General features: G+C 43.0%; 22 protein-coding genes. 14 read left to right on the top strand and 8 right to left on the bottom strand.

Annotation, left to right across the window (positions count from 1 at the left end; translation table 11 throughout):
* Window positions 1–65 precede the first annotated feature (65 nt).
* From ACQ4LT_RS07650 to ACQ4LT_RS07625, 6 genes are all read left to right on the top strand, one after another.
* Window positions 66–2156 (top strand): alpha/beta fold hydrolase, encoded by a 2091-nt coding sequence (locus tag ACQ4LT_RS07650; RefSeq protein WP_445665439.1) that lies wholly within the window; start codon window positions 66–68, stop codon window positions 2154–2156.
* A 73-nt stretch (window positions 2157–2229) separates the two neighbouring features.
* Complete coding sequence (locus ACQ4LT_RS07645; protein ID WP_445665438.1) at window positions 2230–3309, top strand: MBL fold metallo-hydrolase; 1080 nt, start codon at window positions 2230–2232, stop codon at window positions 3307–3309.
* A 162-nt stretch (window positions 3310–3471) separates the two neighbouring features.
* Complete coding sequence (dnaX, locus tag ACQ4LT_RS07640; RefSeq protein ID WP_445665437.1) at window positions 3472–5433, top strand: DNA polymerase III subunit gamma/tau; 1962 nt, start codon at window positions 3472–3474, stop codon at window positions 5431–5433.
* 83 nt (window positions 5434–5516) lie between these two features.
* The gene (locus ACQ4LT_RS07635) at window positions 5517–5861 is read left to right on the top strand and encodes a YbaB/EbfC family nucleoid-associated protein (protein WP_445665436.1); all 345 of its coding nucleotides are present in this window, start codon (window positions 5517–5519) and stop codon (window positions 5859–5861) included.
* A 120-nt stretch (window positions 5862–5981) separates the two neighbouring features.
* Entirely contained in the window at window positions 5982–6590 is a 609-nt protein-coding gene (recR, locus tag ACQ4LT_RS07630; RefSeq protein ID WP_445665435.1) for a recombination mediator RecR, read from the top strand.
* Window positions 6591–6618: 28 nt separating this feature from the next.
* A complete protein-coding gene (locus ACQ4LT_RS07625; protein WP_445665434.1) occupies window positions 6619–8511 on the top strand; it encodes a M1 family metallopeptidase in 1893 nt (630 codons plus the stop codon).
* Window positions 8512–8938: 427 nt separating this feature from the next.
* Here the strand turns inward: ACQ4LT_RS07625 and ACQ4LT_RS07620 are convergent, their stop codons facing one another.
* The 6 genes from ACQ4LT_RS07620 to ACQ4LT_RS07595 all read right to left on the bottom strand — a co-directional run bounded on the left by ACQ4LT_RS07620 (window position 8939) and on the right by ACQ4LT_RS07595 (window position 14686).
* Window positions 8939–9148, bottom strand: a complete 210-nt coding sequence (locus ACQ4LT_RS07620; RefSeq protein ID WP_445665433.1) for a GIY-YIG nuclease family protein — start codon at window positions 9146–9148, stop codon at window positions 8939–8941.
* A gap of 244 nt (window positions 9149–9392) precedes the next feature.
* Window positions 9393–10643, bottom strand: a complete 1251-nt coding sequence (locus ACQ4LT_RS07615) for a hypothetical protein (protein WP_445665432.1) — start codon at window positions 10641–10643, stop codon at window positions 9393–9395.
* Between the two features lie 103 nt (window positions 10644–10746).
* Window positions 10747–11424, bottom strand: a complete 678-nt coding sequence (locus ACQ4LT_RS07610; protein WP_445665431.1) for an alpha/beta hydrolase — start codon at window positions 11422–11424, stop codon at window positions 10747–10749.
* 167 nt (window positions 11425–11591) lie between these two features.
* Window positions 11592–12524 carry a VOC family protein gene (locus tag ACQ4LT_RS07605; RefSeq protein WP_445665430.1) on the bottom strand — a complete coding sequence of 311 codons (933 nt, stop codon included), beginning with the start codon at window positions 12522–12524 and terminating at the stop codon, window positions 11592–11594.
* A 9-nt stretch (window positions 12525–12533) separates the two neighbouring features.
* The gene (locus ACQ4LT_RS07600; protein WP_445665429.1) at window positions 12534–13463 is read right to left on the bottom strand and encodes a VOC family protein; all 930 of its coding nucleotides are present in this window, start codon (window positions 13461–13463) and stop codon (window positions 12534–12536) included.
* A 116-nt stretch (window positions 13464–13579) separates the two neighbouring features.
* On the bottom strand, window positions 13580–14686 hold the full coding sequence (locus ACQ4LT_RS07595) for an alkene reductase (RefSeq protein ID WP_445665428.1): 1107 nt from the start codon (window positions 14684–14686) through the stop codon (window positions 13580–13582).
* Window positions 14687–14892: 206 nt separating this feature from the next.
* Between ACQ4LT_RS07595 and ACQ4LT_RS07590 the strand changes: the two genes are divergently transcribed.
* Window positions 14893–15672: a patatin-like phospholipase family protein gene (locus ACQ4LT_RS07590; RefSeq protein WP_445665427.1), complete on the top strand. Its 780-nt coding sequence runs from the start codon at window positions 14893–14895 to the stop codon at window positions 15670–15672.
* Between the two features lies 1 nt (window position 15673).
* On the opposite strand, the gene ACQ4LT_RS07585 is transcribed toward ACQ4LT_RS07590, so the two are convergent.
* Window positions 15674–16387 carry an SDR family NAD(P)-dependent oxidoreductase gene (locus ACQ4LT_RS07585; RefSeq protein WP_445665426.1) on the bottom strand — a complete coding sequence of 238 codons (714 nt, stop codon included), beginning with the start codon at window positions 16385–16387 and terminating at the stop codon, window positions 15674–15676.
* 291 nt (window positions 16388–16678) lie between these two features.
* Between ACQ4LT_RS07585 and ACQ4LT_RS07580 the strand changes: the two genes are divergently transcribed.
* The 7 genes from ACQ4LT_RS07580 (at window position 16679) to ACQ4LT_RS07550 (ending at window position 24014) form a co-directional block, all read left to right on the top strand.
* Window positions 16679–17122: a universal stress protein gene (locus tag ACQ4LT_RS07580; protein ID WP_445665425.1), complete on the top strand. Its 444-nt coding sequence runs from the start codon at window positions 16679–16681 to the stop codon at window positions 17120–17122.
* A 178-nt stretch (window positions 17123–17300) separates the two neighbouring features.
* Complete coding sequence (locus ACQ4LT_RS07575; protein ID WP_445665424.1) at window positions 17301–19166, top strand: ATP-binding protein; 1866 nt, start codon at window positions 17301–17303, stop codon at window positions 19164–19166.
* A gap of 4 nt (window positions 19167–19170) precedes the next feature.
* The gene (locus ACQ4LT_RS07570) at window positions 19171–20502 is read left to right on the top strand and encodes a sigma-54-dependent transcriptional regulator (RefSeq protein WP_445665423.1); all 1332 of its coding nucleotides are present in this window, start codon (window positions 19171–19173) and stop codon (window positions 20500–20502) included.
* Between the two features lie 182 nt (window positions 20503–20684).
* Window positions 20685–20963, top strand: a complete 279-nt coding sequence (locus tag ACQ4LT_RS07565; RefSeq protein WP_445665422.1) for a hypothetical protein — start codon at window positions 20685–20687, stop codon at window positions 20961–20963.
* A 3-nt stretch (window positions 20964–20966) separates the two neighbouring features.
* Window positions 20967–21392 carry a hypothetical protein gene (locus ACQ4LT_RS07560; protein WP_445665421.1) on the top strand — a complete coding sequence of 142 codons (426 nt, stop codon included), beginning with the start codon at window positions 20967–20969 and terminating at the stop codon, window positions 21390–21392.
* 44 nt (window positions 21393–21436) lie between these two features.
* Complete coding sequence (locus ACQ4LT_RS07555; protein ID WP_445665420.1) at window positions 21437–23287, top strand: TrkH family potassium uptake protein; 1851 nt, start codon at window positions 21437–21439, stop codon at window positions 23285–23287.
* Between the two features lie 22 nt (window positions 23288–23309).
* Entirely contained in the window at window positions 23310–24014 is a 705-nt protein-coding gene (locus ACQ4LT_RS07550) for a potassium channel family protein (RefSeq protein ID WP_445665419.1), read from the top strand.
* On the opposite strand, the gene ACQ4LT_RS07545 is transcribed toward ACQ4LT_RS07550, so the two are convergent.
* Window positions 24011–26248 (bottom strand): amino acid permease, encoded by a 2238-nt coding sequence (locus ACQ4LT_RS07545; RefSeq protein WP_445665418.1) that lies wholly within the window; start codon window positions 26246–26248, stop codon window positions 24011–24013. The genes ACQ4LT_RS07550 and ACQ4LT_RS07545 overlap by 4 nt on opposite strands.
* Between the last annotated feature and the right edge of the window lie 128 nt (window positions 26249–26376).

Below are 26376 nucleotides of genomic sequence, written 5' to 3'. Positions count from 1 at the left end.
CTTTGCCCATCTGAGAAAACCTTTCTTTATTATCGGTCAGTTAACAAAGAACAGTTGTATTCACTATGCGATCATTTATAAGAGTTATTTTTATACTTCTTTTTTTACCTGCACTGGGTTTTGGCCAAAGTGGTCTTGACACCCTAAGTTTAGAATCAATTTTCTATGATCCCCTACTGGCCGGCAACAGGCCCGACATCGTTTCTTTCTCTCCCGATCAGTCCCATATTTATTATCAGGCCAATGATTCGTCGATGACGAAGGAGGAAATGTTCAAACGCCCTGTTACTGGCGGAGAACGGACCCTTGTTTCTGAGAATATTGAACAGAATTTTCGTGTATCACCCGACCGCCAAAAACTGCTGTATATTGATCAAGGTGATGTCTGGATAGCAGACCTTAATTTTGATAACAGACAGCAGCTTATCGATTCTAAAGCAGAGGAGTACGGGGCGATGTGGAGTCCCGACAGTGAGCGGATTGCATTTGTTCAGGACGGGGATATATGGATGATTAATATCAAAACGTCAAAACTGACCCAAATCACAAGCAAAAAGGAAGATGAACCGGGATTCAGCGTTGAGGGCTGGGCAGGAAATGACAAGCTCGTTCTTACTCAATATGATACTTCAGACTATGAGGAATACTATTTTCCGGAATATGTAGGCCAGTATGTAAAACCTGGATCTACCCGACGGGGTATTGCTCGTCAGCTTGTGTCGGTAGCTAACCTGCAAACCAATAAGGTTGATCTTCTAATTGAGAATAAAGGATATATTGATACGGATATAAGTGCTGAGGGCAATTACCTTGCTATTGATGTTACTGGTCCACCCATGAAAAAACGAGAGATTACGTTTTTTGAGCTCTCCTCAAAGAAACCTACTACTGTTTTTGAAGACTCGACGAAAGGCTGGCTTTATAACACTGAAATAGCTTTTGCTCCATCCGGTGATAAACTGATGATCTTATCCGAAAAAGACGGCTGGAATCATATTTATACCATTAATCCCGATGGATCTAATCTGCAGCAACATACCCAAGGAGAATATGAAGTATCATGGGCAGAATGGATCAATGGTGAAACTGTTGTTTACGCCTCAACTGAAGTGGGACCCGGAGAACGCCATATATACAGGATGAATATTAAGAGAAACGAAACGGAAAAATTAACGACCGAGACGGGGTATCGCCAGAACTTTGAGCTGAGTGAAAACAAAAACCACCTCGTATATCAGTACAGTTATTTTAATGAGCCGTTTGAACTGTATTCGTTAAATTTGGGAAATGAATCCGGAGAGAAACGATTGACACAAACCATTCCCGAGCGATTTAATAAGATAGACTGGCAGAAAGAAGATTATATACGTTTTACCGCCAGAGATGGGGAAACTAAACTGTCGATGTCGGTTCTGGAACCCATCAATGAAAAAGGAAAATCCAGTTACCCGGTGGTTGTGTTTGTACACGGAGCGGGCTCCCTGCAAAATGTGTACAAGGGTTGGTCGAACAACTACTATCGGGAATTTATGTTTCACCAGTATTTAACGGCGCGTGGCTATTATGTGATCGAGGTAGACTATCGTCATAGCACAGGCTATGGGCGTGAATTTCGCGAAGATGTTACAAACTGGATGGGCAAGTATGAAACTCGTGATATTATTGACGGCATCGATTATCTCGCCGAGCATTATCCGCAGGCTGATACATCCCGAGTGGGTATTTACGGGGGTAGTTACGGCGGATTTATGGCGCTGTATGCTACAAGCGTCGCTCCCGGGTATTTTGATGCGGCCGCGGCTTTACGTGCGGTCACCAATTGGGAAAATTACTATCACACCAATCCGTGGTACACGCAACCGCGATTGGGTACGCCCGAAGCTGATTCTGCACACTATGCCCGCAGTTCCCCTATCACTTACGTAGAGCAACTCGAAGATCCTGTTCTTATCCTGCACGGATTGACCGATAACAATGTAGGATTTCAGGATGCAGCGCAATATATAGAAAAGCTTATTCAAACCGGGGATAAAGAGTTTGATATGATGATGTATCCTTCGGAACGACATAGTTTTGAAGACGCGGATGCGTGGTTTGACGAATACTCGCGTATTTTTGACTTTTTCAACAAACATCTTCAGGATGAGGAGGATTAAATTCAGGGGAACAAAACGAAGCTGTATTAGTAGCAACCTTTTGAAAATTTTTAGTACAAGCATATAACAAGTAATGATCTGGACATTCGTAATCACAGTCACATTTGTCTCTGCCCTTTTTGTTGTGGATAAGTTACTGTCTGCCCCAAAATATATCGAGGACAACTCCGACCATTTCGACGGAAAAAAATTTGTCAATCCTGATGGCGCCGGAACTCACCATTACGGAGAAGTTCTAAAATGGTGGCTGGGCGGCAATGATAAGGGTATCTGGGATACGTATGATAAGAGTGATTTGCCCGATTATCCTGCTCCGAAATCATCTGTTGAGGAGGAAAAACATCAGATTACTTTTATAAATCACGCTACTTTTTTAATTCAAGTTAGGGGACAAAATATTCTAACTGATCCCGTGTGGAGCTTTCGGGCAAGTCCGTATCAGTGGGTTGGTCCCAAGCGAAAACGTTCGGCGGGCATTGATTTTGAAGATCTGCCCCACATTGATACCGTTTTACTAAGCCATAACCACTATGATCATTTAGATATTGATACAGTAAGGCGTCTGCAAAACAAATTTGATCCTCAATTCATTGTTCCTCTTGGTGTAGAAAGATATTTACACAACCAGGGAGTAGATAAAACGATTCGTATGGATTGGTGGGACAAATATGGCCTGGGCAATGATACGACCTTGACAGCTGTACCGGCGCGACACTTTTCGGGTCGCGGACTTTTTGATCGCAATAAAACTCTCTGGTGTGGCTATGTGTTAGAAAATCCGTCAGGCAATATCTACTTTGCCGGAGATACGGGCTATGGAGATTTTCTTAAAGAAATTAAGCAAGAGATAGGTCCTATAAATACTTCAATTCTACCCATCGGAGCCTATAAACCCCGTTGGTTTATGGAAGCTATTCATATGTCGCCCGAAGAAGCGGTTAAAGCTCATAAAGAGCTGCAATCCGAAAAAAGTATTGGTATGCACTTTGGTACGTTTCCCATGGCCGATGACGGAATGTATGAACCGTTGGAGGATTTGGAAAAAGCACGCCGAAAGCACTACGTTTCAGACAAGGATTTTATGAGCCTTCAGCATGGGGAATCGTACCGTCAAGAGCGGGAGCAGTCAGCATTAAGGTCTGAAGTAGCATAGCCAAAATTAAGATTATTACTTTTACATATTGTTTGGGTTCGTTTCTGTTCTATCCATTTATAGTTAGTTACTGCACCTAAATTCATCTGCGAAATGGTCTTCATTTTTTGTAGATTTATCCGTTGTTTAAAGCAATAACCAATAGCTCAACAAGAGCCTCTGATGTCTGATAACTATCGCGCGTTAACACGTACCTATCGCCCCACTTCTTTTGATGATATTGTATCGCAGGAGCACGTAAGCAGTACGCTGAAAAATGCCATCAAAAAAAGTCGGCTGGCCCATGCCTATATGTTTTGTGGTCCGCGCGGGGTTGGAAAAACAACGATGGCGCGTGTTTTGGCACGAACGGTAAACGATATTGATCGCGAGGTTGATGGTGAATCGTTGAATCAGACGCTAAACGTTGTTGAAATTGATGCGGCTTCGAACAACAGCGTAGATGATATTCGTGACCTGCGTGAACGAGTCCGTATTCCTCCGCAAAACGGGCGATACAAGATCTATATTATCGACGAGGTTCACATGCTGAGCAAGTCGGCATTCAACGCTCTGCTTAAAACGCTGGAAGAACCACCGGATCACGTTATTTTTATATTTGCTACCACCGAGCCACACAAGGTGTTGCCTACGATTTTATCGCGTGTTCAGCGGTTCGACTTTAAACGCATCAGTGTTGACCAAATCGTTGAGCGCCTTGCCAATGTGGCCGAAAATGAAGGCATCAACATCGATGAGGAATCGCTTCATGTTATTGCGAAAAAAGCGGACGGCGCGCTTCGCGATGCTCTCGGACTAATGGATCAGGCCATTGCTTTTTGCGGCAATAATATTGAGCACGAAGAGTTGCTTCGAGCGCTCAATGTGGTGAGCACCGAACGGATGTTTGAATTTATGAATGCGGTGGAAGTGCAGGATGCCAGCCACGGGCTCGAGTTGATCAACGAGCTGCTGCAGGAGGGCTATGACATCCAGGAATATCTGGTTGGATTAACTGAGCACTTGCGGAATTTATATGTTGCCAAGAGCTCAGAGCAGATGCACCTGGTCGAAGCATCGCCCGATACAAAAAAACGATATCGCAAATCAGCAGAAGGCTTTTCAGAGGATGATCTGATGCGGATGCTGCATATTGTGAGTGAAGCCCAGTATAAGATCAAAGAAGCGCATCAGCCTAAAATCCAGTTCGAGATAACGCTCCTCAAACTTATCCATATGGAGCGTACTCAAAAGCTGAATACATTGCTTACTGAGCTGGAACAGTTAAAAAAAAAGCTAAATAATTCTGAGCTTCCTGCATCAGCTAACACGGATTCGGATGGTGATGCTCCAAAAGAGAAAAAGCAGCAATCAAGTGCTGCATCAGCACCAATAAATTCGACTTCTGATTCAAACGGGCAACCCGCTTCGCAGGAGGAAGAATCGGAGTCTCAACCAAAAGAAGGAGCAAAATCAACAGATAAAGAGCCAAAAGAAACCCAAAGCACTCCGGCAACATCTAATTCGAGTGGTCAGGCGCCGTCCAACGAAGAACCCACAACGGAAGTGCAGCAGCCGATAACAAGCGAGGTATCAGCGAAAAAAGAGGAACAGCATTCTGATGAGGAAGAAGATGAGTTTGAAAATTTATTTGGGGCCTCGTCGCTGGGCAATCCTAAGCCTCAAAATGGGGATGAGAATAAGACATCGGAACCACAACAGAGTACACAAAGTGAAACGGTAACGGCAACAAAGCGGGCGCCTAAAGATGTTTCGCTTCAAGAAATCAACGACTGTTGGGATGAGTATTTAGATAATCTTCGTCAACACGTCCCGCAAATGCTTTACTTTCAGATGCAGCGTGTTGATCCTGTTGAATTAAAAAATGGGGACTTAAAACTGCGGGCAAACGATGATTTTGCCAAGAAGATTGTGGATGAAAACAGGCGCCGGCTCGGTAAACTTTTGGAAGACGAAATTGGGGCTTTCCTCAACCTTACGTGTATTGTTCAGAAGCAGGAAAAGAGTGGGGAGGATACAATGAGTCCGTATGAGCGATTTAAACAACTCCAGGAACGTGATCCCACTATTAAAAAGCTGGTTGAACTTTTTGGCGCCGAATTGGATTATAATTTAAATCAGTAGTTTAAGACTCTTATCTTTATACAATCGATGAAAGATTGTGTTGAACGAATTAAACGTATCACAAAACGCTAAAACCTATTGTTATGAATCAAAATATGGCTAACATGTTCGGAAAGTTTTCCGAGCTACAAGAAAAGGTAGAAGAAGCAAAACAGGAACTTTCGAAGCTTGAGGTTGAGGCCGAAGCCGGCGGCGGTATGGTTAAAGTTAAAGCCAACGGCAAGCGCCAAATTTTAAGCATCAAATTGGATAAGGATGTTATTGACCCCGATGATGCTGAAATGATGGAAGATCTGGTAGTAGCCGGCGTTAATAAAGCGCTGGATAAAGCTGAAGAAGCGGCCCAGGAACGCATGCAGGAAACCTATAAGGATATAATGCCCGGTGGTGGCATTCCCGGTATGGATCTGAGTAAATTAGGAATGTAACTACCGTGTCATGCTGAATCCCGATGTGTCGGGACAGGCTTTGTTTCAGCATCTATTATGTAAACAGACCCTGAAATAAATTCAGGGTGACACGTGGCTTTTAAAAAAAATAATTGCTACATGGAAGGAACTTCGGAAATACTGGAGCAGGCTATCGAGCAGCTGGCCAAGCTCCCGGGAACGGGGCGTAAATCAGCACGACGTATTGCATTATTCCTGCTAAAACAGAATGACGAGTCGGTAATTAATTTGGCGGAGGCGCTGATAAGTCTCAAAAAATCTATTACTCGTTGCTCTACCTGCGGGGTGATTAGTGACGGAGATCCCTGCTCCATTTGTCAAAATGCAAAGCGTGAAACCGGGCAAATTTGTGTGGTTGAAGAATCGCAGGATGTATTTCTGATTGAAAAAACCAATGAGTTTCGCGGTCGCTATCACGTACTCGGCGGTGTCATCTCCCCTCTTGATAATATTGGTCCCGATGATGTTCGCATCAAGCAGCTCATGCAGCGGATCAATGAGGATGACGAACAGATTGGCGAAGTTATTTTAGCACTCAATCCCGATTCAGAAGGCGAGGCTACATCTTATTATATCAATAAACTGCTCAAACCTTTTGATGATGTGAAAGTAACCCGCATTGCATATGGGATTCCTATGGGAACGGAACTCGAATTTATTGACGAAGCCACGTTGGGACGCGCTTTTGCGAGTCGCAATACTTTTTGATATCGAATAATTAATCAAAGACAATATTATGAATTTACGACATCTACTTTTACCGCTACTTTTTTTGGGGATAACGTTCTCTGCTCATGCACAGGATGAACATTACTGGCAGCAAGAGGTAGAGTATGAAATGGATATCGACGTTGACGTCGAAAACCACCAGTTTACCGGAACCCAAAAGTTGACGTATCACAATAATTCATCTGATACGTTGCACCGGGTATTCTACCATTTGTATTTCAATGCCTTTCAGCCTAACAGCATGATGGATGTCCGCTCGCGTACGATCGAAGATCCGGATAGTCGCGTTCGTGATCGTATTCAGAAGCTCCCTGATGATGAAATCGGTTATCATCATATTAACAGTCTAAAACAGGATGGTGATGCTGTTTCTTACAGTGTTGAAGGCACTATCATGGAAGTTACTCTGAATGAGCCTATTGCCCCGGGTGAATCTGCCGTTTTTGATATGGAGTTTGAAAGTCAGGTGCCGCGACAAATTCGTCGCAGTGGCTGGATGAACAAGGAAGGGGTAGAGTTTTCGATGAGTCAGTGGTATCCGAAGCTCTCGGAATATGACGATAACGGCTGGCATCCCAATCCTTATGTAGGCCGGGAGTTTTACGGTGTTTTCGGAAGTTTTGATGTTGAAATTTCGATTGACAGTTCCTACGTCATGGGATCAACGGGACACCTGCAAAATCCCGGAGAAATAGGGCATGGTTATGCCGATGAGTATGACCGACCCGACTCAGAAAAATTAACCTGGCACTGGAAGGCTGATAATGTCCACGACTTTATGTGGGGCGCCGATCCTGATTTTACGCATACGACAGCCCAGGTACCAAATGGACCTAAGTTGCATTTTTTCTATCAGCAAGACACAGTTGCTGAAAATGCCGATCGTTATTCGCAGGAGCAGCTCCGCGAAAACTGGGAAGAGTTGCCAGAATATACGGTCAAAGCGTTTCAGTTTATGAGTGAAAACTTTGGGGACTATCCCTACGAGAAGTTCTCAGTTATACAGGGTGGAGACGGAGGAATGGAATATCCCATGGGTACCTTGATTACCGGAAATCGGTCACTGGGCAGTTTGGTGGGCGTAACGGTTCATGAACTTATTCACATGTGGTACTATGGCGTGTTAGCTAATAATGAAAGTCGCTACCCGTGGTTTGATGAAGGTTTTACAACTTATGCATCGGCTCTTACCATGGATGAGCTCTTTAATGATGGACAAGGTGAAAATCTGCACCGGAGTTCGTATCAATCGTATTATAATATCATTGAAGATGGTAAGCAGGAAGCGCTCGATACGCACGCCGATCACTTTCATACTAACCGCGCTTACGGAACGGCATCTTATTCTACAGGCGCTGTTTTTCTAAATCAGTTACGCTATATCATTGGTGGTGAAACGTTCGATCGCGGGATGAAGCGCTTTTTCAAAGAGTGGAAATTTAAGCATCCCGATGGGCGTGATTTTCTGCGTGTCATGGAAGAAGAGTCAAATATGGTGCTCGACTGGTACTATCAATACTTTATCGAGAGTACCAAGCATATTGATTATGGAATTACCTCACTCCTTGGCGTTGATGGATCTACCTATGTAACGTTGAAGCGCGAAGATCTGATGCCGATGCCGATCGACCTGATGGTTACTTATGAGGATGGCAGCAAGGAACAGTTTTATATTCCTATGCGCATTATGCGGAATACCAAGCCGAATGAAAATCCTGATATTCCCCGCACCATCAAAAAGGATTGGCCGTGGGTGAATCCTACATACACGGTCGAAGTTCCTCGTCCGGCTAAGGAGATAAAAAGTATTGAGATTGATCCCACGAAACGCATGGCTGATATCAATCGTGATAATAATATTATCAAGATGGATGAGTATTTGCAGCCAGTCAGTAATTAATTAGGGAATACTTTTTAATTTGAAAAGCCCGGGTTTAATGATCCGGGCTTTTTCTATTTTCGCTATATTCGAAATGACAACTACGGTAGACCAATATCCCGATCATGTCATCTCGAACGTATGTGAGAGATCCTTGTTTTAAAAGTGCCTAAAGAGCAAACCACAGATTTCTCTCTTCGCTACGCTTCGTTCGAAATGACAATTAGGTGATCTTATGTCTTATTTATGTCACCTTGACTGCTGGGAGAGATCTTTGTTTATGGCAGTAGTAGTCATATAAAATATAGATTTCTCACTACATTGCATTCCGCTCGAAATGACATAGAAATCAAATCCGACCAACCCGAAAGTCGTCTTTATGGTTAAGAAATTCCCAATCGGGATTCACGCTGTTAATCAACGCTTCTTTTTTCTCCCGACGCCATTTTTATAATTCTTTTTCCCTTTCTATCGCTTTTTGAGCTGTTTTATAGGATTCATAGTATATCAGTTTGTAACAATAGTACTGGCCGGCAAAAGTCTGGCGATCACCTCTGTTTTTATAATAATCGTTAAGCCGTTCACCAAGATCATTTGTGATGCCAATATATAGTGTTGTTCTACTGGGATTGGTTGTAATATAAATGTAATATGGCATTATGATCTCTCTTGACTTGAAGTATAAAGTAAGATCAAGGAGAAGCTGAATCCTTACAGATTTATTAGAAGTAATAGAGAAAAAACTGTCATCTCGAGTGTAAACCAGAGATCTTTGTTTGGTAATAATAGCAGTGATTAAAACACGGATTTCTCATTCCGTTACAATCCATTCGAAATGACAATGCAGGTAGAGACAGGCGGATAACTATTCATCCAACAATCAGCAAAAGGGTAGTAAGCATTTAAAAATAGTACCCAATATTGATATTAAACCGCGTCTTCCAGCGGGGATCGTTTACGCCGGCTCCCAATCCCTCTCCAAAGTTATCGGTCAGCCACGGCTGGTTTTTTCCGGATGCAATATCAAAATAGGTGTATACTTTTCCGGCGGTGACCATCATTCCAAGAACGTTATGCTGGGTATCAGTAAATATCTCGTTGGTCTTATCCAGATAGGTATAGTTATCGTAAAATGTAAGGTTTGAAATTGGTCCCCAATCAACATCTTTGGAATACGAAATGCCGAGCACGTACATATGTCCTTCTGCTGCCACATCATAAGTATTAACACCATAAGCCCCCATCTGTACGATATCTACAGGATTGCCGTGGTCATTTTGAGCATTGTGGTTATAATAGATGTATTCAGCTTTGACGTTAAAATTACCGTAGGTGCCATCGATATGTGGGGCCAATGCGTAGTGATCACTCACCTCGTTAAGAGCACTGTTATAAATGCCTCCGTATTGTATTGAAAGTCCCAGCTCAGTACTTCCAAGCGAGCCGTGATCCCAGTTATAGGCGGCGCGTCCGTTAAATTGATTCGTCTCGGAGTTGGACAACCCTTCACTGGGTTCGGCAATAATATCATATGAATAGCGGGCAGTATTCTGCGGTGCAAATTGGGCAATACCGTTGGGATCGGCCTGCATAAAATAAGCCAGATGAACATCCCAATTGCCACGAGAAGTGGTCAACTTAAATCCCATGTCATGATCGTCTTCCAATCCCAAATAATATGGCAGTTGAAACCACCAGTTGTGGGAGGCATATTGAAGCAAACCGAAGGGCACTTGTGTGACTCCAACCTGTAGATTCGTCTGTTTTGAAAAATCGTAACCCAGCCAGCCCTGCTTGACAAAGTGGGTTCCAAAAGTGGGATAAAATCGATATTCAAAGTTGATGTTGATACCTTGGGCACGTCCGTTAACGTTAATACGCCACATGTCGAAGGTAAACTGACTATCGGATTCTTTAATGGGTCCCCCATAATCTTCGAGGTACAAATTATATCGGAGAGCACCACCAATGGTTATGTAATTGCTGGTATCCTCATTGGCTATTGCAAATAATCCGGAATTTAAAGTTCTGGGTTCATTAAGCTGAACTTCAGTGGTATCATTTACAGCAAATGATGAATAATGATTTAGAAAGCTTAAAACAGCAAGGAGTAAAAGTGCGAAAAATGATTTCATAATTTTAGTGGTATCCACAGTAGAATGTTTTAGTTACTGTTAAACCAGCATTCCGGATTAAGAAATACTTCGGCTGATGGCCTTGAGATCAAAAATGCTATAATAATTCAGCTATAAATAGTTACTCAGCGTTAAGAATTCGATTGATCAGATTTCGGACGTGTTGAATTTCATCCTGGTTGACCGTGTGACCCATGCCCACATAAATTTTCTTAGTGACATCAGCACCTATTTTTTGGAATATTTCTTCGGTCAGATCAACACGCTCCTGTGGAATATGGGGATCGCGGTCACTGCATCCTAAAAACACCGGTGTTTGTTCCATCGACCCTTTGTAGTTTTGAGGATGGATCTCATCCCCGATTAACCCGCCGCTGAGGCCAATAATTCCACCATAGCGTTGCGGATGACGCGCAGCAAATTCAGTTGTCAGGCATGCCCCCTGTGAAAAACCAAGCAGCATGATTTTATCTGTAGAGATGCCGGACTCATTTAATTCTGAAATCTGATCATGGATACCCTGAAGTCCGCTTTTAATACCTGGCTGATTCATTTCTTTGGGAGCCATAAACGAGCGCGGATACCATGTATGTCTCTTTGCCTGAATGGCCCGATAATGGATATCATCGGCATCGAATTCATCGGCAAACATCATCATGCTCTGGGCCGATGCACCGCGACCGTGAGTCAAAATCATAGCCATTTTAGCTTCATCGATATTAGACCCACCGGTTACTACCTGCTGGTTTTGGTGTGGGCCACTAAAGGGAGTTTCGGGATCAACTCTAAAAAGGGACATATTGAATTTTATTTTTTAGTGATTAAGTCATGAATCTTTGATATCAATCTCCCTAAATTCCTCTTTTCTCGCCGAATGCTTGGGACAGGTAAGAGGGATTTTTAATTTGGTCGCATTAAATAAAGAAGTTCCTCCTTGGAGAAGGAGGACAGGAGGATTGAAAGTTTTTAAATGTTAATATTAGGCAGAGCAGCTTCAATTTGCTTTCGCTTTGGCTCGTGCCATGGCGTTAATTCCAGTTTTTCTGCCTGATCTTCGGAAGGATCGGCATTGACAAAATAACCGGGGCCGTTGGTTGCCATTTCAAAAAGAACGCCACCGGGTGTTCGGTAATAAACTGATTTAAAAAAGTGTCGGTCGATAATTTCAGTAGGCTGCATGCCCATCCGAATGATCTTAAAGCGCATCTCCTTAAGATCCTCCTCGTCTTTGGTTTGAAACGCAACGTGGTGAACGATGCCCGCTCCGTTTTGTCCTTGCTGTGTATCTACCTGTTCAATAATCAGGGAATGGCCAAGTTCACTATTGGTTTGATAAAGTGTCAAATTGCCTTCGGTGTCTATTTTGTCAAATCCTAATACAGAAGTTATTACTTCTTCCGTTTCTTTAACGCGATCCAATTTAAGGGTGGTACTCCAGAAACCCTGGATCTGATATTCATTAGGAACAGGAGACTTATCCCATGACTTTAGATCGCTTTTTTGATTATCAAAAACCAAGTGAAGTTGAAGTCCATCAGGATCCTTGAAAGAAATGTGTGTTTGATCAAAGCGTTCAAATGGGTTACTGTGGGGGATATTTTGATCATCCAGCCGTCCTTGCCAGTAGTCAAGGGAATATTCGGGGACTACCAGCGATACTTCTGTGGCTTCTCCCGATCCGGGCGTTCCCTGTCGGGCACGCGGCCAGGGGAAAAAGGTCAGGCTGGAACCAGGACTGCCCTCGGCATTAGCATAGAAGAGATGATATTTGGTGGGATCATCCTGATTGACTGTTTTTTTAACCATTCGCATTCCCAATTTTTTTACGTAGAAATCGTAATTGTCTTGAGGATTGCTGGCAATTACTGAAATATGATGTAGCCCTCTGTGTTCGGACATAAAGGTTAACTAACTGTTTAATTGTGGTAGTTCGTTTTCAATAGTATCTCGGTGCTGGTCGAGCCAATCGGGCAGCTTAAGAGAAGAGCCGAGTTCTTCTAATTGCTCGTCCTTTGTGAAGCCGGGGGGATCGGTAGCAATTTCAAACAATACTCCTCCCGGTTCGTGAAAATAGACCGACTTAAAGTAGTCGCGATCTTTCACTTCGGTAAGATAATAACCTTTGTTTAGGAGCTTCTTTTTGAGTGACTGTTGCTCTTCTTCGTCTGCTACCCTAAAAGCGATGTGGTGCACGGTACCTTTGCCCGGCCGACCGTTGAGATCGAATCCGTCAATAATTTCAACAACAGAACCGAAGTCAGCTTCTGTTTCGTACAAGTACCTATTTTCTAACTGATTGGTTAGCTTAAATCCAAAGTCTTCTTCGAGCAATCTTCCCGCTCCGGAATAGTTTTTTTCTGCCAGGGTTGCTCCATGCAAGCCGCGGATAGTATGTTCTTGGGGGATCGGTCCACCGGACCACCCATCAAAACTATTCGCCTTGGGATCGAGTACAAGTTCAAGATGCAATCCATCAGGATCCTGCAGGCCTATTATTTCTTTACCGAAACGGGAAAAAGGTTCTTCAATATCAAGATTTTGGCTGCGTAAGTGATCCAGCCAAAAAGCTTTAGCACCTGTTGGGATAGAAAACGAAACGGCTACTACCTGTCCGCGATCGGGGTCACCGTTTTGCAGGTGTTCCCAAGGAAAAAAAGTGAGAATACTACCGGGTTCACCCGATTCATTTCCATAATACAGATGATAAACAGATGGATCGTCAAAGTTGACCGTTTTTTTTACGAGCCGAAGTCCCAGAACTTCAGTATAAAACCGGTGATTTTCTTTGGGATCTCCGGCGACGGCGGTTATGTGATGGATTCCTTTGCTGTGTGACATAAATTCTTAATACAAACTTTTGGTTACCTATAAATCGTATGCAAAAGATAGCGGATGAAGGTGAAAAATCTATATTGGAAACCTGGTGGCCATTTGTATGTAATCTAATTTTATTTTTACTCTGCCACCATTTCGGTGGATTTATTCATGAATGGGTAGTCGGTGTACCCTTTTTCATTTCCGCCGTAAAAGGTGCTTTTGTCGGGTTTGTTAAGTTCAGCATTTGCAGCGAATCTCTCGGGAAGGTCGGGATTAGCAATAAACGGTCGTCCGTAAGCTACTAAGTCAGCTAATCCATCTTCAATAGCTTTGTTGCCGCTTTTTTTGTCATAACCCACATTCGTAATGATAGTGCCTTCATAAATTTTGCGGAAGTATTTGGTGACCTCAGTTGGATAATTATTGAGATCGCTAACATCACTCATCGGCTCCATAAGGTGGACATAAGCCAGGTTGAAATCATTAAGTTGTTTAAAGAGATAGCCAAAAGTTTCTTTAGGATTAGAATTGCTGATGCCCTGGTTACGTCCGGCCGGTGAAAATCGAACACCTGTTTTATCTGCCCCGATGGCTTCGATAACAGATTTTACTACTTCAAGAGCAAAGCGGGTGCGGTTTTTTAGATTACCCCCGTATTGATCATCGCGTTTATTCGTACCGTCTTTTAGAAATTGATCAATGAGATATCCGTTGGCACCGTGAATTTCCACACCGTCAAAACCAGCCTCAACTGCATTTTGGGCAGCCTGGGTATAATCCCCGATAATACCCGGAATTTCGTCTGTTTCGAGGGCACGTGGCGTCACAAAATCCTTCATCCCATCCGCTGTAAAAATCTGTCCCTCGGGCTTAACGGCAGAAGGTGCTACCGGTGGTTCACCGTTGTGGTATCGCGGATGCGAAACACGTCCCACATGCCATAATTGAGCAAAGATCTTTCCATTTTCCTGATGAACGGCCTTGGTCACTTTCTTCCATCCTTCGACCTGCTCATCAGTGTGAATGCCGGGTGTCCACGGATACCCGATGCCTTGCTTCGAAATTTGTGTGCCCTCGCTAATAATAAGACCCGCAGATGATCGCTGCCGGTAGTATTTGGCCATTAGGTCGGTAGGTATATTATTTTCTCCGGCGCGACTCCGCGTCATTGGAGCCATTACAATACGGTTGGCTAATTTTATTCCGGATAAATTGTAGGTGGTTAACAGTGGTTGCTTGCTCATAAAACTTCCTTTGTTAGGTTCAATAAATTCCTTTTGTGCAGAAATATAATTTAATGTTAAACTATTTAGCAAGAAAATAGATAGTTTCAATGCATCTAATTGATTTCACTAAACACTAAAAGTCCTTATTCTATTCCCTTATTGTTGCTAATAATTGTACTTTTTGACGATAGAAATAGATTTAAAATTCGAAATGAGTTATCGCTATGGGATTATTTGATTTTAAAACAGAAGAAAAAATTGGATTAGCACTGGGCGGTGGAGCAACCTTGGGGGCTGCCCATGTAGGCGTGTTGCGGGCGTTAGAAGAATCTGAAATTGAAGTCGATTGTATAGCAGGTACCAGCATTGGGGCAATGGTGGGGGCGCTTTATGCATTTGGGATGTCGGTGGATGACATTGAGAAGATTGCCCTGGAGCTCGACTGGCCGGATATTTCCGGACTTGCCCTTTCTAAAAGGGGACTGTTGACGAATGGTGCCATGGGAGAGCTGCTTGACAAATATTTAGGAGACGTGCAGTTTGATAAGGCAGATATTCCTTTTTCTGCAGTGGCGACAGATATCTCAACCGGAGAAAAGGTTGTTCTTAAAGAAGGGGATGTTTCGGATGCTGTTAAAGCCAGTACCTGCATACCCGTACTTTTTGAACCCGTAGAAATTGATGGTCGGTTATTGGTTGATGGCGGACTGAAGGAGAGTGTACCGCTTTCGGCTATCCAAGATATGGGAGCGGATTTTACAATTGGGGTAGATCTTAATGCGTATAGAAATTATGAGCGTCCGGAAAATATTTTAGACATACTAAACAATACTCTTGAAATTGCACTCAAGCACCTGGCGAATGTAAATCTGAAAGAGATAGATCTGCTTATTCAGCCCAACCTGGCAGAGTTTAGCCGTTCGGATACGGAAAATACGGCCGAGATGATAGAGCGAGGGTATAAGGCGGCTATGGATTCGTTAAAAGAGGCACAGCTAAAGTAGGTTAACTCTTTCCATACACTGAAATAACACTGCCCCGCGTGATTTCATTTTCGGGAGACACCAAGTAGACAATCTGTTGAGCCAGCTGCTCGGTTTTGGGCCACTTGTCAAAATCGGCATCGGGCATGCCTTCGCGATTTTGTGGGGTGTCAATCACCGAAGGTGCTATGGCATTGACTAAAATATCCTCTTGAACTATTTCGGCAGCCAACGATTCGGTCAGCGCAGCAACTCCTGCTTTGGCCGTGGTATAGGCAGTCATGCCTTTACCCTGTCGCGGTTCCAGGGCCGGACGGGCAGCAATATTGACAATACGTCCGCCACTATCCTGTGATTTAAAATGCTGTACTGCAGCGCGACAACTATTGTAGCAGGTGACCAGGTTGAGGTTGATCTGTTTCATAAAGGCCGGTTTGGGCGTGTCTTCAATGGCCCCCATTCCAAAACCGCCGGCTATGTGAACAGATCCCCAGAGTGGGCCGTTGGCTTCTACTGCATCATCGAAAAACGATTGTGCCTGTTCTTCTTCGGTAAGATCTACACCTACTGTTGTAAATACCTTTTCGTGATCAGAAAACTGAAAAGAATCGAACTCGTCTTGATTAAAGCAGGGCACGCTGCAGGCGGCACCGGAATCCAATAATAATTGTACTACGGCCGTTCCCAGCGATCCGGCCCCTCCTGTTACAATTACATGTTGATCAGCTAAATTCATAGCAATCATTTATTTAGTTTGATATTGAACTAAGTAACGTTAACAATGGTACAGGCGTTCAATCCTGATGATGAAAAGATCAGAACCAACAGATTTGAAAACAGTAGAATGACTCTTCAATATTGGGAATTAACCTATCATAATGAAACGGTGATACCAAGCTAAATAAATGATTGGATATTGCCTAAGTGGTTGTTTGACAGTGGCTTAGGCTTATAAATGAGTATGCCTGTTGCATTGGCATGGTTTTTCCATCTACTCTTACAATAACTTCTTAATTAGTTATGGTTTATGAAAGGAAATGAAAGAACGGGCATGAACAGTGCATCAAAAAGCGGTTCATCTCAGTTAAAAGATGGGTACTCAGTTTTGGTTCCCATCCAGAATTCGAAGGAATTCGATGTGTTGTTGCCTACTGCTATTGATTTGGCAACAACACATAATGGGAGAGTTATCCTTCTGAATATTATTGAAATACCGTATCAGCTTCCCCCATCGGCTGCAGAAAGATTTATTACTGAGAGAGAGCTTTTGCTAAGTGAGGGATTAGACATGTTAGAGCGTGCAGGGTGTAGGGGAAGTTCAGCCGTCCGAATTGCACATGACAAGAACGATGCTATAAAACAGTTTTCAAAGGATGAGAATGTAAACATTATTATCAGGGAGCGTGATCTGAAAGATCAGGCTGATAGCAAATTAAAAAGATTTAAAAGCTGGATTAAGAGTTGGTTCTAAAGTTCCTTCCATAGAGCGATATATCTCTGTAAGTTTAATGTTATCCCAAAATGGGAGAGTAATTTGTATCTTAATAAGGCTCATGTCACTTGAAAGTTACAGGAAGGGGTGAAATAGCTTGGCATGATCCCTGTATTATTACATTATTGCATTGCGGATGTATATTTCTGGTATTGATATGGATATGAATATAAAAACAAAATTATATGCCGGGTTGGGATTTCTGGCTTTGTTGGTTGTTTTGTTGTGGAGCAGTGGATTGGTGTTCATCAATATGATGGCAGATAGCTCGTCAGCGATTATTGAAAATAACAATCGCACGCTGACCTATATGCAGAACATTGAGCAGGCACTGGTCGATTATCAGTTAACGACACTGCAAGAATTGAACAACCAAGAGAACAGGGAGATAGAAGAACACATCGATTCTTTGAAGAATGTGGTCGAAACGAATTTGAAGAACCAGCAGGAAAATATTACTGAAAAGGGAGAGGCCGAACTCACCAATCATCTTGAGCAAAAGCTAATGCAATTTTTTGAGAATTATGGAAGTTCCTTTCTGCAATCTCCATTGAGTATGGAGCAGCATAGTGACCTTATGTCGGGATATCGTGATATACAAATGATAGTGGCGGAAATTTCACATAAAAATTTAGATGCCATCCGAAAGAAGAATGAAGATGCTCAGCATTCGGCCGCCAATATTATTCTATATATGACGGCAATCGGGGTTGTAAGCACACTGTTAGCTTTGGTCTTGTTAATTAAATATCCCAGCTATATTGTGAATCCCATACAGGAACTTATTGCAAGAATTAAAAAAATATCAGATCAAAATTATAATCAGCGATTGACCTTTGAGACTGGAGATGAGTATGAGGAGCTTGCCAAAGCATTTAATACGATGGCAAAGCGGTTGCAGGAGTATGAGTCAATGAATTTGGCAAAGTTGAAAAATGAAAAAAAGCGTATTGAGGCCATAATCAACCAAATGAGTGAAGCCGTTATTGGGCTGAATCGGAAAATGAATATCCTGTTTGTGAATGCCAAAGCTGAGGAATTAACGGGTTTGAACCGGGAGCAATTGGTGGGCAAATATGCACCCGGTATTGCTTCTAAAAACGATTTGATGAGAGAGTTGCTAAAAGATCTTATGGATGATGAGGATGAACAGAATGATAATGAGGAACAACAGCTTATTAAGGTACTATCTGGGGATCGGGTAATTTATTATTCCCGTGAAACCCAGCCTGTGGTGATGGAGAATGAAGAGAATGCCAATGATGACCGCAAGCAGATTGGAACCATCATCACGTTGAAAAACGTAACGCATTTTCAGAAAATTAATGAGGCAAAAACGAATTTTATAGCAGTCGTTTCTCACGAATTAAAAACACCCATTGCTTCCATAAATATGAGTTTACGCCTGTTGGAAGATGAACGGGTAGGTGTATTAAACGAGGAACAAGAAGATCTCATAAATAGCATCCGAAATGATACCGACCGAATGAAAAGGACAACGAGCGAATTGTTGGATTTATCAAAAATAGAAACGGGAAATATTCAGCTTAATAGCCAGTTGGTCCGCCCCGTGAATTTGCTGGAGTATGCATATGAAACCATGATAATGCAGGCTAATCAGAATGGAATTGAGTTGAAAATAGAATATGAAGAAGGTTTGCCACCGGTTAAGGCAGATGTGCAAAAGTCGGTTTGGGTACTGGTTAATTTGATCTCGAATGCCATTCGGTATTCTTCATCAGGAAAAGACATCGTCCTAAAAGCAGAAAATAGGCCCAGAAGCATTCGATTTTCAGTAACTGATTTCGGAAAGGGAATTCCACAGGAATTTCAGCAGAAAATATTTCAAAAATATGTTCAGATAAATAGTGACAAAGACAGCGGTGGAAGTGGATTGGGACTGGCTATTGCGAAAGAATTCATTAACGCACAGGGGGGCGCCATAGACGTTGAAAGTGAGCCGGGTGAAGGAAGTACTTTCTATTTTACGTTAAGCAAAGCTTTAAATATAACAGAGCAATAGGATTATGAAGCGTAATCATATATTAGTTATTGATGACGAAGAGCGGTTCAGGAAGCTATTGTCTCGAATTATTGGCTTAGAAGGGTTTGAGGTACACCAAGCTAAAAATGCCAAAGAAGGACTGCGGATCCTTAATGAAGAATCAGTAAGTGTGGTTGTTTGTGATGTAAAGCTGCCTGATGGCAATGGGTTGGATCTTCTTGAGCACATAAAGAGAGAGTTCCCATTAATAGAAGTGATATTAATAACCGCTTTCGGCACCATCCAGGATGGTGTCAATGCCATGAAGCAGGGAGCTTTTGACTATATCACCAAGGGAGATAATGATGATCACATTCATGTGGTGGTAGAGCGTGCGGCCGAAAAGGCCAGTATGAATGCAAAGCTACAGCATCTCGAAGATCGGGTGGAAAGCGAGTATGGGTTTGAAAATATTATTGGAGAATCTGAGGAGATTGAAGAAACCATTCAGATGGCAAAGAAGGTGGCTGATTCAGATATGAGCGTGTTATTGCAGGGCGAAACAGGAACGGGGAAAGAGCTTTTTGCGCAGGCTATACATCAGGGCAGCACGCGAAAGAATGGCCCTTTTGTTGCTCTTAACTGCAGCGCGTTCCCCAAAGATATGCTGGAGTCAGAATTATTCGGATTTAAGAAAGGGGCTTTTACCGGGGCGACTGAATCCAAAAAGGGGTTGATTGAAGAGGCCGACGGAGGAACACTTTTTCTTGATGAAGTCGGAGAAATGGATATCGGGTTGCAGGCCAAACTGCTTCGCTTTTTGGAGAATAAAAAGTTTACCAAGTTGGGAGAAACCAAAGAGCGTCAGGTAGATATACGAGTATTGGCTGCGAGCAACAAGAAACTGAAAGAAGAGTCGGAGAACGGGCAGTTCCGTGATGATTTATACTACCGGTTGGCGGGATTTAAAATTGAAATTCCTCCCCTTCGGGATCGTGAAGGAGATATAGGGTTGCTGGCTAATTTCTTCCTGCAGCGGATGAACAAGAAGGTTAATACTATAAATGAGGAAGCGATGCAGCTTTTAAAACAGTATTCATGGCAGGGGAACATCCGCGAGTTAAAAAATATCATTGAGCGGGCGGCGATCTTAGCGGAAGGCACAACAATTACTCCCGATCTGCTACCCCGGGAATTTTATCAGGAGACATCGGCTGACGTTGGTATTACAACTGAGAGTTCACTTAAAAAAGTCGAGCGAATACATATCAAAAAGGTGCTCGAGAAGGTAGAGGGAAATAAAACAAAGGCCGCTGAAATTTTGGGGATTGGTACAAGCACTTTATATCGCAAAATTGAAGAATACGATCTCTAAAAAAAATATTCCAAATTGGGAGGCCGATCACCCAAAATGGGACACTACTCATAAGCTTTTCTGGAAACTTCAGGAAAATATGGCCCTATAACCTTTTCCAAGATGTTTTTTATGGTTAGTAAAATTATAAACTAAAGTGGCATAGATTTTTCATGTCTATAATTACGAAAGCAGTTTAAAAATTGCGAGGTACAACCATCAAAAAGTTAGAAACATACCGCGGCGCGGTTCTTTATGAAGCCAATGAGTTGGATGAAAAAGACGCCCAGCTTTTGAATTATAAAGTAGTAGCCAAAAGTAGGCATCCCGAAGAAGAAAATTTACTCCTTGACTTTATTGGGGAAGCAACTAAAGAGCAAAAGGCAATAAAAATCGTAAAGAATAAAATTGATAATTATTTGTCTGAGCACAATCTAAATAAGCTTGATCCCGGAACGGGGGAATTCCAAAATGAATCATGAGCCATGATTGCAACGATAGATGACCTTCAGTACAAAGAACACAAGCTGGCTGAGAAAGCACAGCGTATAAAAGAATTGCGGAATGAGCTTCGTGACTGGGAAGCGAAAAAGGCAAAGCTGCACCGCAATAAGCCCACCTGTGATAAAAATGAGCTTTCTTATGAGGAATCAATTGAGTTTGGAAAACAGGTTGATCAATATGAAAAAGAACTGGAAGAGGTTGAAATCAATAAGCTTAAAATAGAGCGGCAATTATCAGCACTGAAATTACAAACTCGAAAGTTAGTGCCCGTTTCCGGAATTAAAATCAAGGTGTCTCAATATTCTGATGAAGGTAAGCCGATCCATACATATTACATTCGACAGGCAAAAAATATAGAACAGAAGGATCAAAACCATTGTATAGAGATCGAAGAATGTAAAGCATAATTAAGTGCTTTATTCAGTTCTAATAATTTCTATCTTTGGTCTCTATGAAAAGACCCAATAAGTGGAGAAAAAAATGGAATCGACTGCAAGAGCGTTGGCAGAATTTTAAAAAGAGGGCGAATCTCTTTTTTCATTATGTGCAGGATGATATATACGAAATTGATAAGGTTGCCCACCCCTATCTGAGAGTTTTTTCAGCACTGCTCATAGTACTCGTAATTGTTAGTTTACTTATTCCCTTGGGATTTGAACTCACGCCCGAGATGAAGCAGTTGAATCAGCAAGTTGAGGGATGGCTGGTTTTTGGGTTTGTCTTGAACTTCTTGCTTAAATTCATATTAACAACCTCTCGAGAAGCCTTTCTACGAAAGCGCTGGTTTGAAGGGGTGCTTTCCGCTTTTTCACTGGTTGTATTAGCTGATTTTGCTACCTCTGCAAATATTATAGGATCGCTGGTCTTTATTGTAGAAGATCCTGAGGGTTTCTTTTTGCAGTTTTTAAAGGGATATCTGCTTTTTATTGTTATAGTCAAATTTTTGCAGTACTTGCCGGAGCTGCTCGAAGATCAAAAAAATACCGCGCGTTTTCTTGTATATACTTTTCTTTCGATTATTGCCGCTGGGACATTGTTACTTATGTTGCCAGGAGCAACACAGGATGGTAATGGACTGGCATTTATTGATGCGCTGTTCACCTCTACAAGTGCCGTTTGTGTAACGGGACTGATTGTGGTGGATACGGCTACTCATTTTACCCTCTTTGGAGAGCTTGTGATTTTGACGCTCATACAGCTCGGCGGTATTGGTATTATAACTTTTGCCACCTTTTTGTTTCTGTTTATCAGCGGCGGGCTTGGCGTGGGACAAATGAATACGGTTAAAGAGATGGTTGCCGAACAGAATACCAGCTTGGTAACCGCTACGTTGAAAAAAGTAGTCGGTTTTACGTTTCTGGTTGAGGCCATCGCAGTAGTAGCCTATTATGTCAGCTGGGATATGGAATTCTCGTCACAGGGACAGCGTTTTTTGTTTTCTGTATTTCACGCCATATCTGCCTTTTGTAATGCTGGTTTTTCGCTTTTTACCAATAGTTTGGCCGATGCCCATAATGCTACCAATTGGCCCATAAATATTACTACAATGGTTTTAATTGTATTGGGCGGACTTGGATTTACGGTTATTTGGGAGCTTATCCAGCGCAGAAAAGAAAAGAAAATATGGCGCCGCCATTTATCAATACATACTCGTGTGGTATTGTCGGTCACAGGTGTTTTAATTGTGATAGGCACCGCACTGATCTTGATTTTGGAATGGAATGAAACATTGGCGGGTCATTCCACTGCGGAGAAGCTCTTGCTGTCACTCTTCCAGAGTATTACCACGCGTACAGCGGGTTTTAACACCATGGATACCGGTGCCATAGGCATACCGGCTATATTGGGGATGCTTATTTTAATGCTGATAGGCGGGTCCCCGGCCTCCACTGCGGGGGGAATCAAAACAACTACCTTTGCCGTATTGGTTCGATCGATGACAATGAGTATTCGCGGATACAGTCGCATGGAGCTATTCAAACGTACAATTCCCAACTCCGTGATATTTCGGGCGATGACGGTTATCTTGTTGGCAGTTTCCTGCATCAGTATAAGTACCATTTTGCTTGCTATTGTGGAAGATCACGCCTTTTTGGATCTCTTGTTTGAGGAAGTTTCAGCCTTTGCCACGGTGGGACTTTCGCGGGGCATAACGGGCGATTTAACCTCATGGGGCAAAAGTATTATTATTGTATCGATGTTTCTCGGCCGGGTGGGTATTCTGACGTTTATGGTGGCTTTTGCAAGCCGTGCCGACAACCGAAAATATCAATATCCCGAAGAAAGTATTATGGTATCGTAACGTTAACTACTAATTTTCAGCTATGATGAAACGACGGACCGAACTGCAGTTTGCTATTATTGGAATTGGTGCTTTTGGAAAGGCTTTGGCAAAAAAACTTTCTGAAGAAGGAGCCTATGTCATTGCCATCGACAATGATATGGAACATATCGAACAGATAAAGGATTACGTTTCTGATGCCATTTGTTTTGACGGTACGGATGCCGAATTATTGGAAGAACACGGAATTACGAATGTTGATGTAGCGATTATTTCAATTGGAGAAACATTTGAACCAGTGGCGCTTATTGCCATGCACTTGTTGAATGCGGGAGTTAAAGAAGTATATGGGCGCGCCAGTTCGTACACCCAAGAACAGATCTTAAAACAGATTGGTATTACAGATGTTATTCATCCCGAGCGACAGGTGGCTGAACGTATGGGGGTTTCGCTGGTGCGACGCGGTATGTCGGATGTGTTTGATCTTGGGGAAGGGCTGGCCATGTTTGAAGTGGAAGCACCGGATTCCATGGCGGGATATACGCTTGAAGAGCTGCAAATAAGAAAACGATATCAGCTAAACCTGATTACTATAAAACGACTGAGCAAAACAGATCAAAAAGTAGGGCTCCCGGAACAGTATGAACCAATTGGCATGCTGAAGGGAAGCACTGAAATAAAAGAAGGGGACCGTTTGTTATTGGTAGGCAGTAAAGATGATGTTGACAAGCTGTTGGATACCAATTAGCGCGAAAGCCGTTCAATAATTCCTTCCGTAACGGTACGGGGCTTATATTCTCGTCCCCGGGTTATAATCACATTTGCATCAGACTTTTCTCCGATCTCTTCAGGAATAGAGCCAAACAGCGCCTGACGAACAGCTGTACTTCGTGTAGCCCCAATTATAACCGTATCATATTCATCAATATTATCGAGTAGGGCCTGCCGAACGTCATCAGATATAATGACTTTAGACGAGTAACTGTTTTCATCAACACCAACTTGATGAGCCATGGATGAAATTAAGCCCTTGCCTTCTTGTTGGGGATCAACAGCCGAATCTTCTCCTGTTGGTTCTTGAACCGTAAGTAATGTGAGAGTTGCATCATCGGTATTCTCTTTGAAGTCTTGCCCTCGTTTTATAGCCAAGGCCGAGTTAGGTCCGGTACCAACAAGTACAACAATGTTTTGAACAGGATCATTACCGGCTTTTACGAGAGAAATTTCACACTCTGCATTATTAACAATATTGTCGATATTGGATCCCAGTATATGTTGATACGGTTTTCGTTTGCCGCTCCAGCCAAGAACAAGGTGTTGGGCTCGTTCTTCTTTTAAGACGTTTAAAACCGAAGAACTTACGCTGTGCGAAACAAGGGCACGGGTGCGAAGTCCAATCCCAGCATCTTGAGCAGTCTTTCGGGCATTATCCAACAATTCTTTTTGCCGCTTGATACGATCATCTTCGAACTGTATGCCTTGCTCAAGGGAGGTTTGTTGAGGAACTTCCAGTACGCTTAGTGCAACAATTTCCGCATCTCCGAAGCTGGAACCAATAATACCACCCACTTGAATTAAATGTTGTTCTGTTTTGGGGTTGGCGATAGGTATGACAATTCGATACCGTTCGCTTGGTGCAGGTGACCGATCACGTGCAGCAATGGCATCCCCAACGAGACTGGGTTTTGTGGCATGTCTGATAGCATACGCCAGGTACCAGATAATGCCTACAAGGATAATACAAGTTCCCACGAAAAGAACCATTGGGCGCATTTGGGTAACTATAACGAGGCATGAAATGGCTCCAACAATCGGGATGGTTGGATATGCCCAGGTGGGTATTTTGAAATCGGGATCGTAATCCTCGGGCTGGGCGCGCCGCATCACAATAACAGCTACATGCACCAGCATATAGGTGACTAAGAATGAGAAGCTGGCTACATCCGCCAGAGTTTCCAGACCCACCCCAAAAGCAATGAGTCCGAGAATAACGGCCCCGGTAATAAGAATAGCCCGGAAGGGAGTACGATACTGGGAATGAATTTTATTAAGCCAGCTCGTAAGAATTTTGTCGCGTCCCATGGCAAAATTAACTCGTGCCGCAGAAAGAATGGAAGCATTAGCGCTCGAAACCGTTGCCAGTACGGCTCCCAATACCATCATCAGGGCACCTATGGGACCGAGGTACTCACGAGCTACATCGGCAACCGGTATGTATGATTCGGCCAGCTCTGCAACAGGCAGTACTCCCGTGGATACCAGCATCACAAAAACATAGAAGATCGTTGGGGTAAGGACCGAGGCAATCATTGAGAGCGGTAGGTTGCGACCCGGATTTTTGATTTCTTCGGCGCTGGTGGCAATAACTTCAAATCCCACAAAACTTACATAAACGGTAGCTGCGGTGGCTGCAACGGCTCCCCATCCACTGGGATTAAATGGTTGAAAAACATCCCAGTCGATATTAAAAACGCCAAACGAAAGAAATACGAGAATACATCCGATGAGTAAAATTACGATAATATTTTGGAAGGCCCCTACCTCTTTAACCCCTCGGTAGTTGATGCCAACAAGCATGGCCGCCATCACCAGCGCAGAAGCGGCAACAGGCATATTGCCGTAAAAGAAGGTTAAGTATTGGCCAAAGCCAAGCATATAAAAGGCGGTGGCAAACATGAGGCCTCCCCACATGCTCCATCCCACAATGGAGCCAAAGAAACTACCCATCGCGCGATTTACATAGTAGTAGCTTCCCCCGGCCTTGGGCATCCCGGTAGCAAGTTCAGAAAGTGAAAGGGCGGTAAGCAGCGAGACAAATCCGCCTATAAGAAAAGAAATCATGCCTGCGGGACCTGCATTTTCAGCAACGATACCCGGCAAAACAAAAATTCCGGCTCCGATCATGGTGCCTACGCCTATCGTATAGGCTTCTAAAAATCCAAGATCGCGTGCTAACTCTTGGTCCGCAGGAGTATCTGACATATGGGATATTTTCTCACTTAAATTTTAAAAGACGCACAAAGGTACAAATTTCTGTGATATTCGCAATAATGGCAGATTATTGTAATTACGAATTTAATGATATCGTTCACTTTCTGTACCTTTCGTGA

Source organism: Fodinibius sp. AD559 (assembly GCF_052712805.1).
The sequence above is the reverse complement of the archived record's forward strand: the minus strand, read 5'-3'. Positions and strand labels throughout refer to the sequence as shown.

Bases quoted from the DNA above. Each gene is read 5' to 3' on its own strand.
- ACQ4LT_RS07590 (WP_445665427.1), top strand. From the start codon at position 14,893: ATGGGATTATTTGATTTTAAAACAGAAGAAAAAATTGGATTAGCACTG.
- ACQ4LT_RS07620 (WP_445665433.1), bottom strand. From the start codon at position 9,148: ATGCCATATTACATTTATATTACAACCAATCCCAGTAGAACAACACTA.
- ACQ4LT_RS07575 (WP_445665424.1), top strand. From the start codon at position 17,301: ATGGATATGAATATAAAAACAAAATTATATGCCGGGTTGGGATTTCTG.
- ACQ4LT_RS07600 (WP_445665429.1), bottom strand. From the start codon at position 13,463: ATGTCACACAGCAAAGGAATCCATCACATAACCGCCGTCGCCGGAGAT.
- recR (WP_445665435.1), top strand. From the start codon at position 5,982: ATGGAAGGAACTTCGGAAATACTGGAGCAGGCTATCGAGCAGCTGGCC.
- ACQ4LT_RS07545 (WP_445665418.1), bottom strand. From the start codon at position 26,248: ATGTCAGATACTCCTGCGGACCAAGAGTTAGCACGCGATCTTGGATTT.
- ACQ4LT_RS07550 (WP_445665419.1), top strand. From the start codon at position 23,310: ATGATGAAACGACGGACCGAACTGCAGTTTGCTATTATTGGAATTGGT.
- ACQ4LT_RS07635 (WP_445665436.1), top strand. From the start codon at position 5,517: ATGAATCAAAATATGGCTAACATGTTCGGAAAGTTTTCCGAGCTACAA.
- ACQ4LT_RS07560 (WP_445665421.1), top strand. From the start codon at position 20,967: ATGATTGCAACGATAGATGACCTTCAGTACAAAGAACACAAGCTGGCT.
- ACQ4LT_RS07585 (WP_445665426.1), bottom strand. From the start codon at position 16,387: ATGAATTTAGCTGATCAACATGTAATTGTAACAGGAGGGGCCGGATCG.
- ACQ4LT_RS07570 (WP_445665423.1), top strand. From the start codon at position 19,171: ATGAAGCGTAATCATATATTAGTTATTGATGACGAAGAGCGGTTCAGG.
- ACQ4LT_RS07605 (WP_445665430.1), bottom strand. From the start codon at position 12,524: ATGTCCGAACACAGAGGGCTACATCATATTTCAGTAATTGCCAGCAAT.
- ACQ4LT_RS07625 (WP_445665434.1), top strand. From the start codon at position 6,619: ATGAATTTACGACATCTACTTTTACCGCTACTTTTTTTGGGGATAACG.
- ACQ4LT_RS07580 (WP_445665425.1), top strand. From the start codon at position 16,679: ATGAAAGGAAATGAAAGAACGGGCATGAACAGTGCATCAAAAAGCGGT.
- ACQ4LT_RS07650 (WP_445665439.1), top strand. From the start codon at position 66: ATGCGATCATTTATAAGAGTTATTTTTATACTTCTTTTTTTACCTGCA.
- ACQ4LT_RS07610 (WP_445665431.1), bottom strand. From the start codon at position 11,424: ATGTCCCTTTTTAGAGTTGATCCCGAAACTCCCTTTAGTGGCCCACAC.
- dnaX (WP_445665437.1), top strand. From the start codon at position 3,472: ATGTCTGATAACTATCGCGCGTTAACACGTACCTATCGCCCCACTTCT.
- ACQ4LT_RS07645 (WP_445665438.1), top strand. From the start codon at position 2,230: ATGATCTGGACATTCGTAATCACAGTCACATTTGTCTCTGCCCTTTTT.
- ACQ4LT_RS07595 (WP_445665428.1), bottom strand. From the start codon at position 14,686: ATGAGCAAGCAACCACTGTTAACCACCTACAATTTATCCGGAATAAAA.
- ACQ4LT_RS07555 (WP_445665420.1), top strand. From the start codon at position 21,437: ATGAAAAGACCCAATAAGTGGAGAAAAAAATGGAATCGACTGCAAGAG.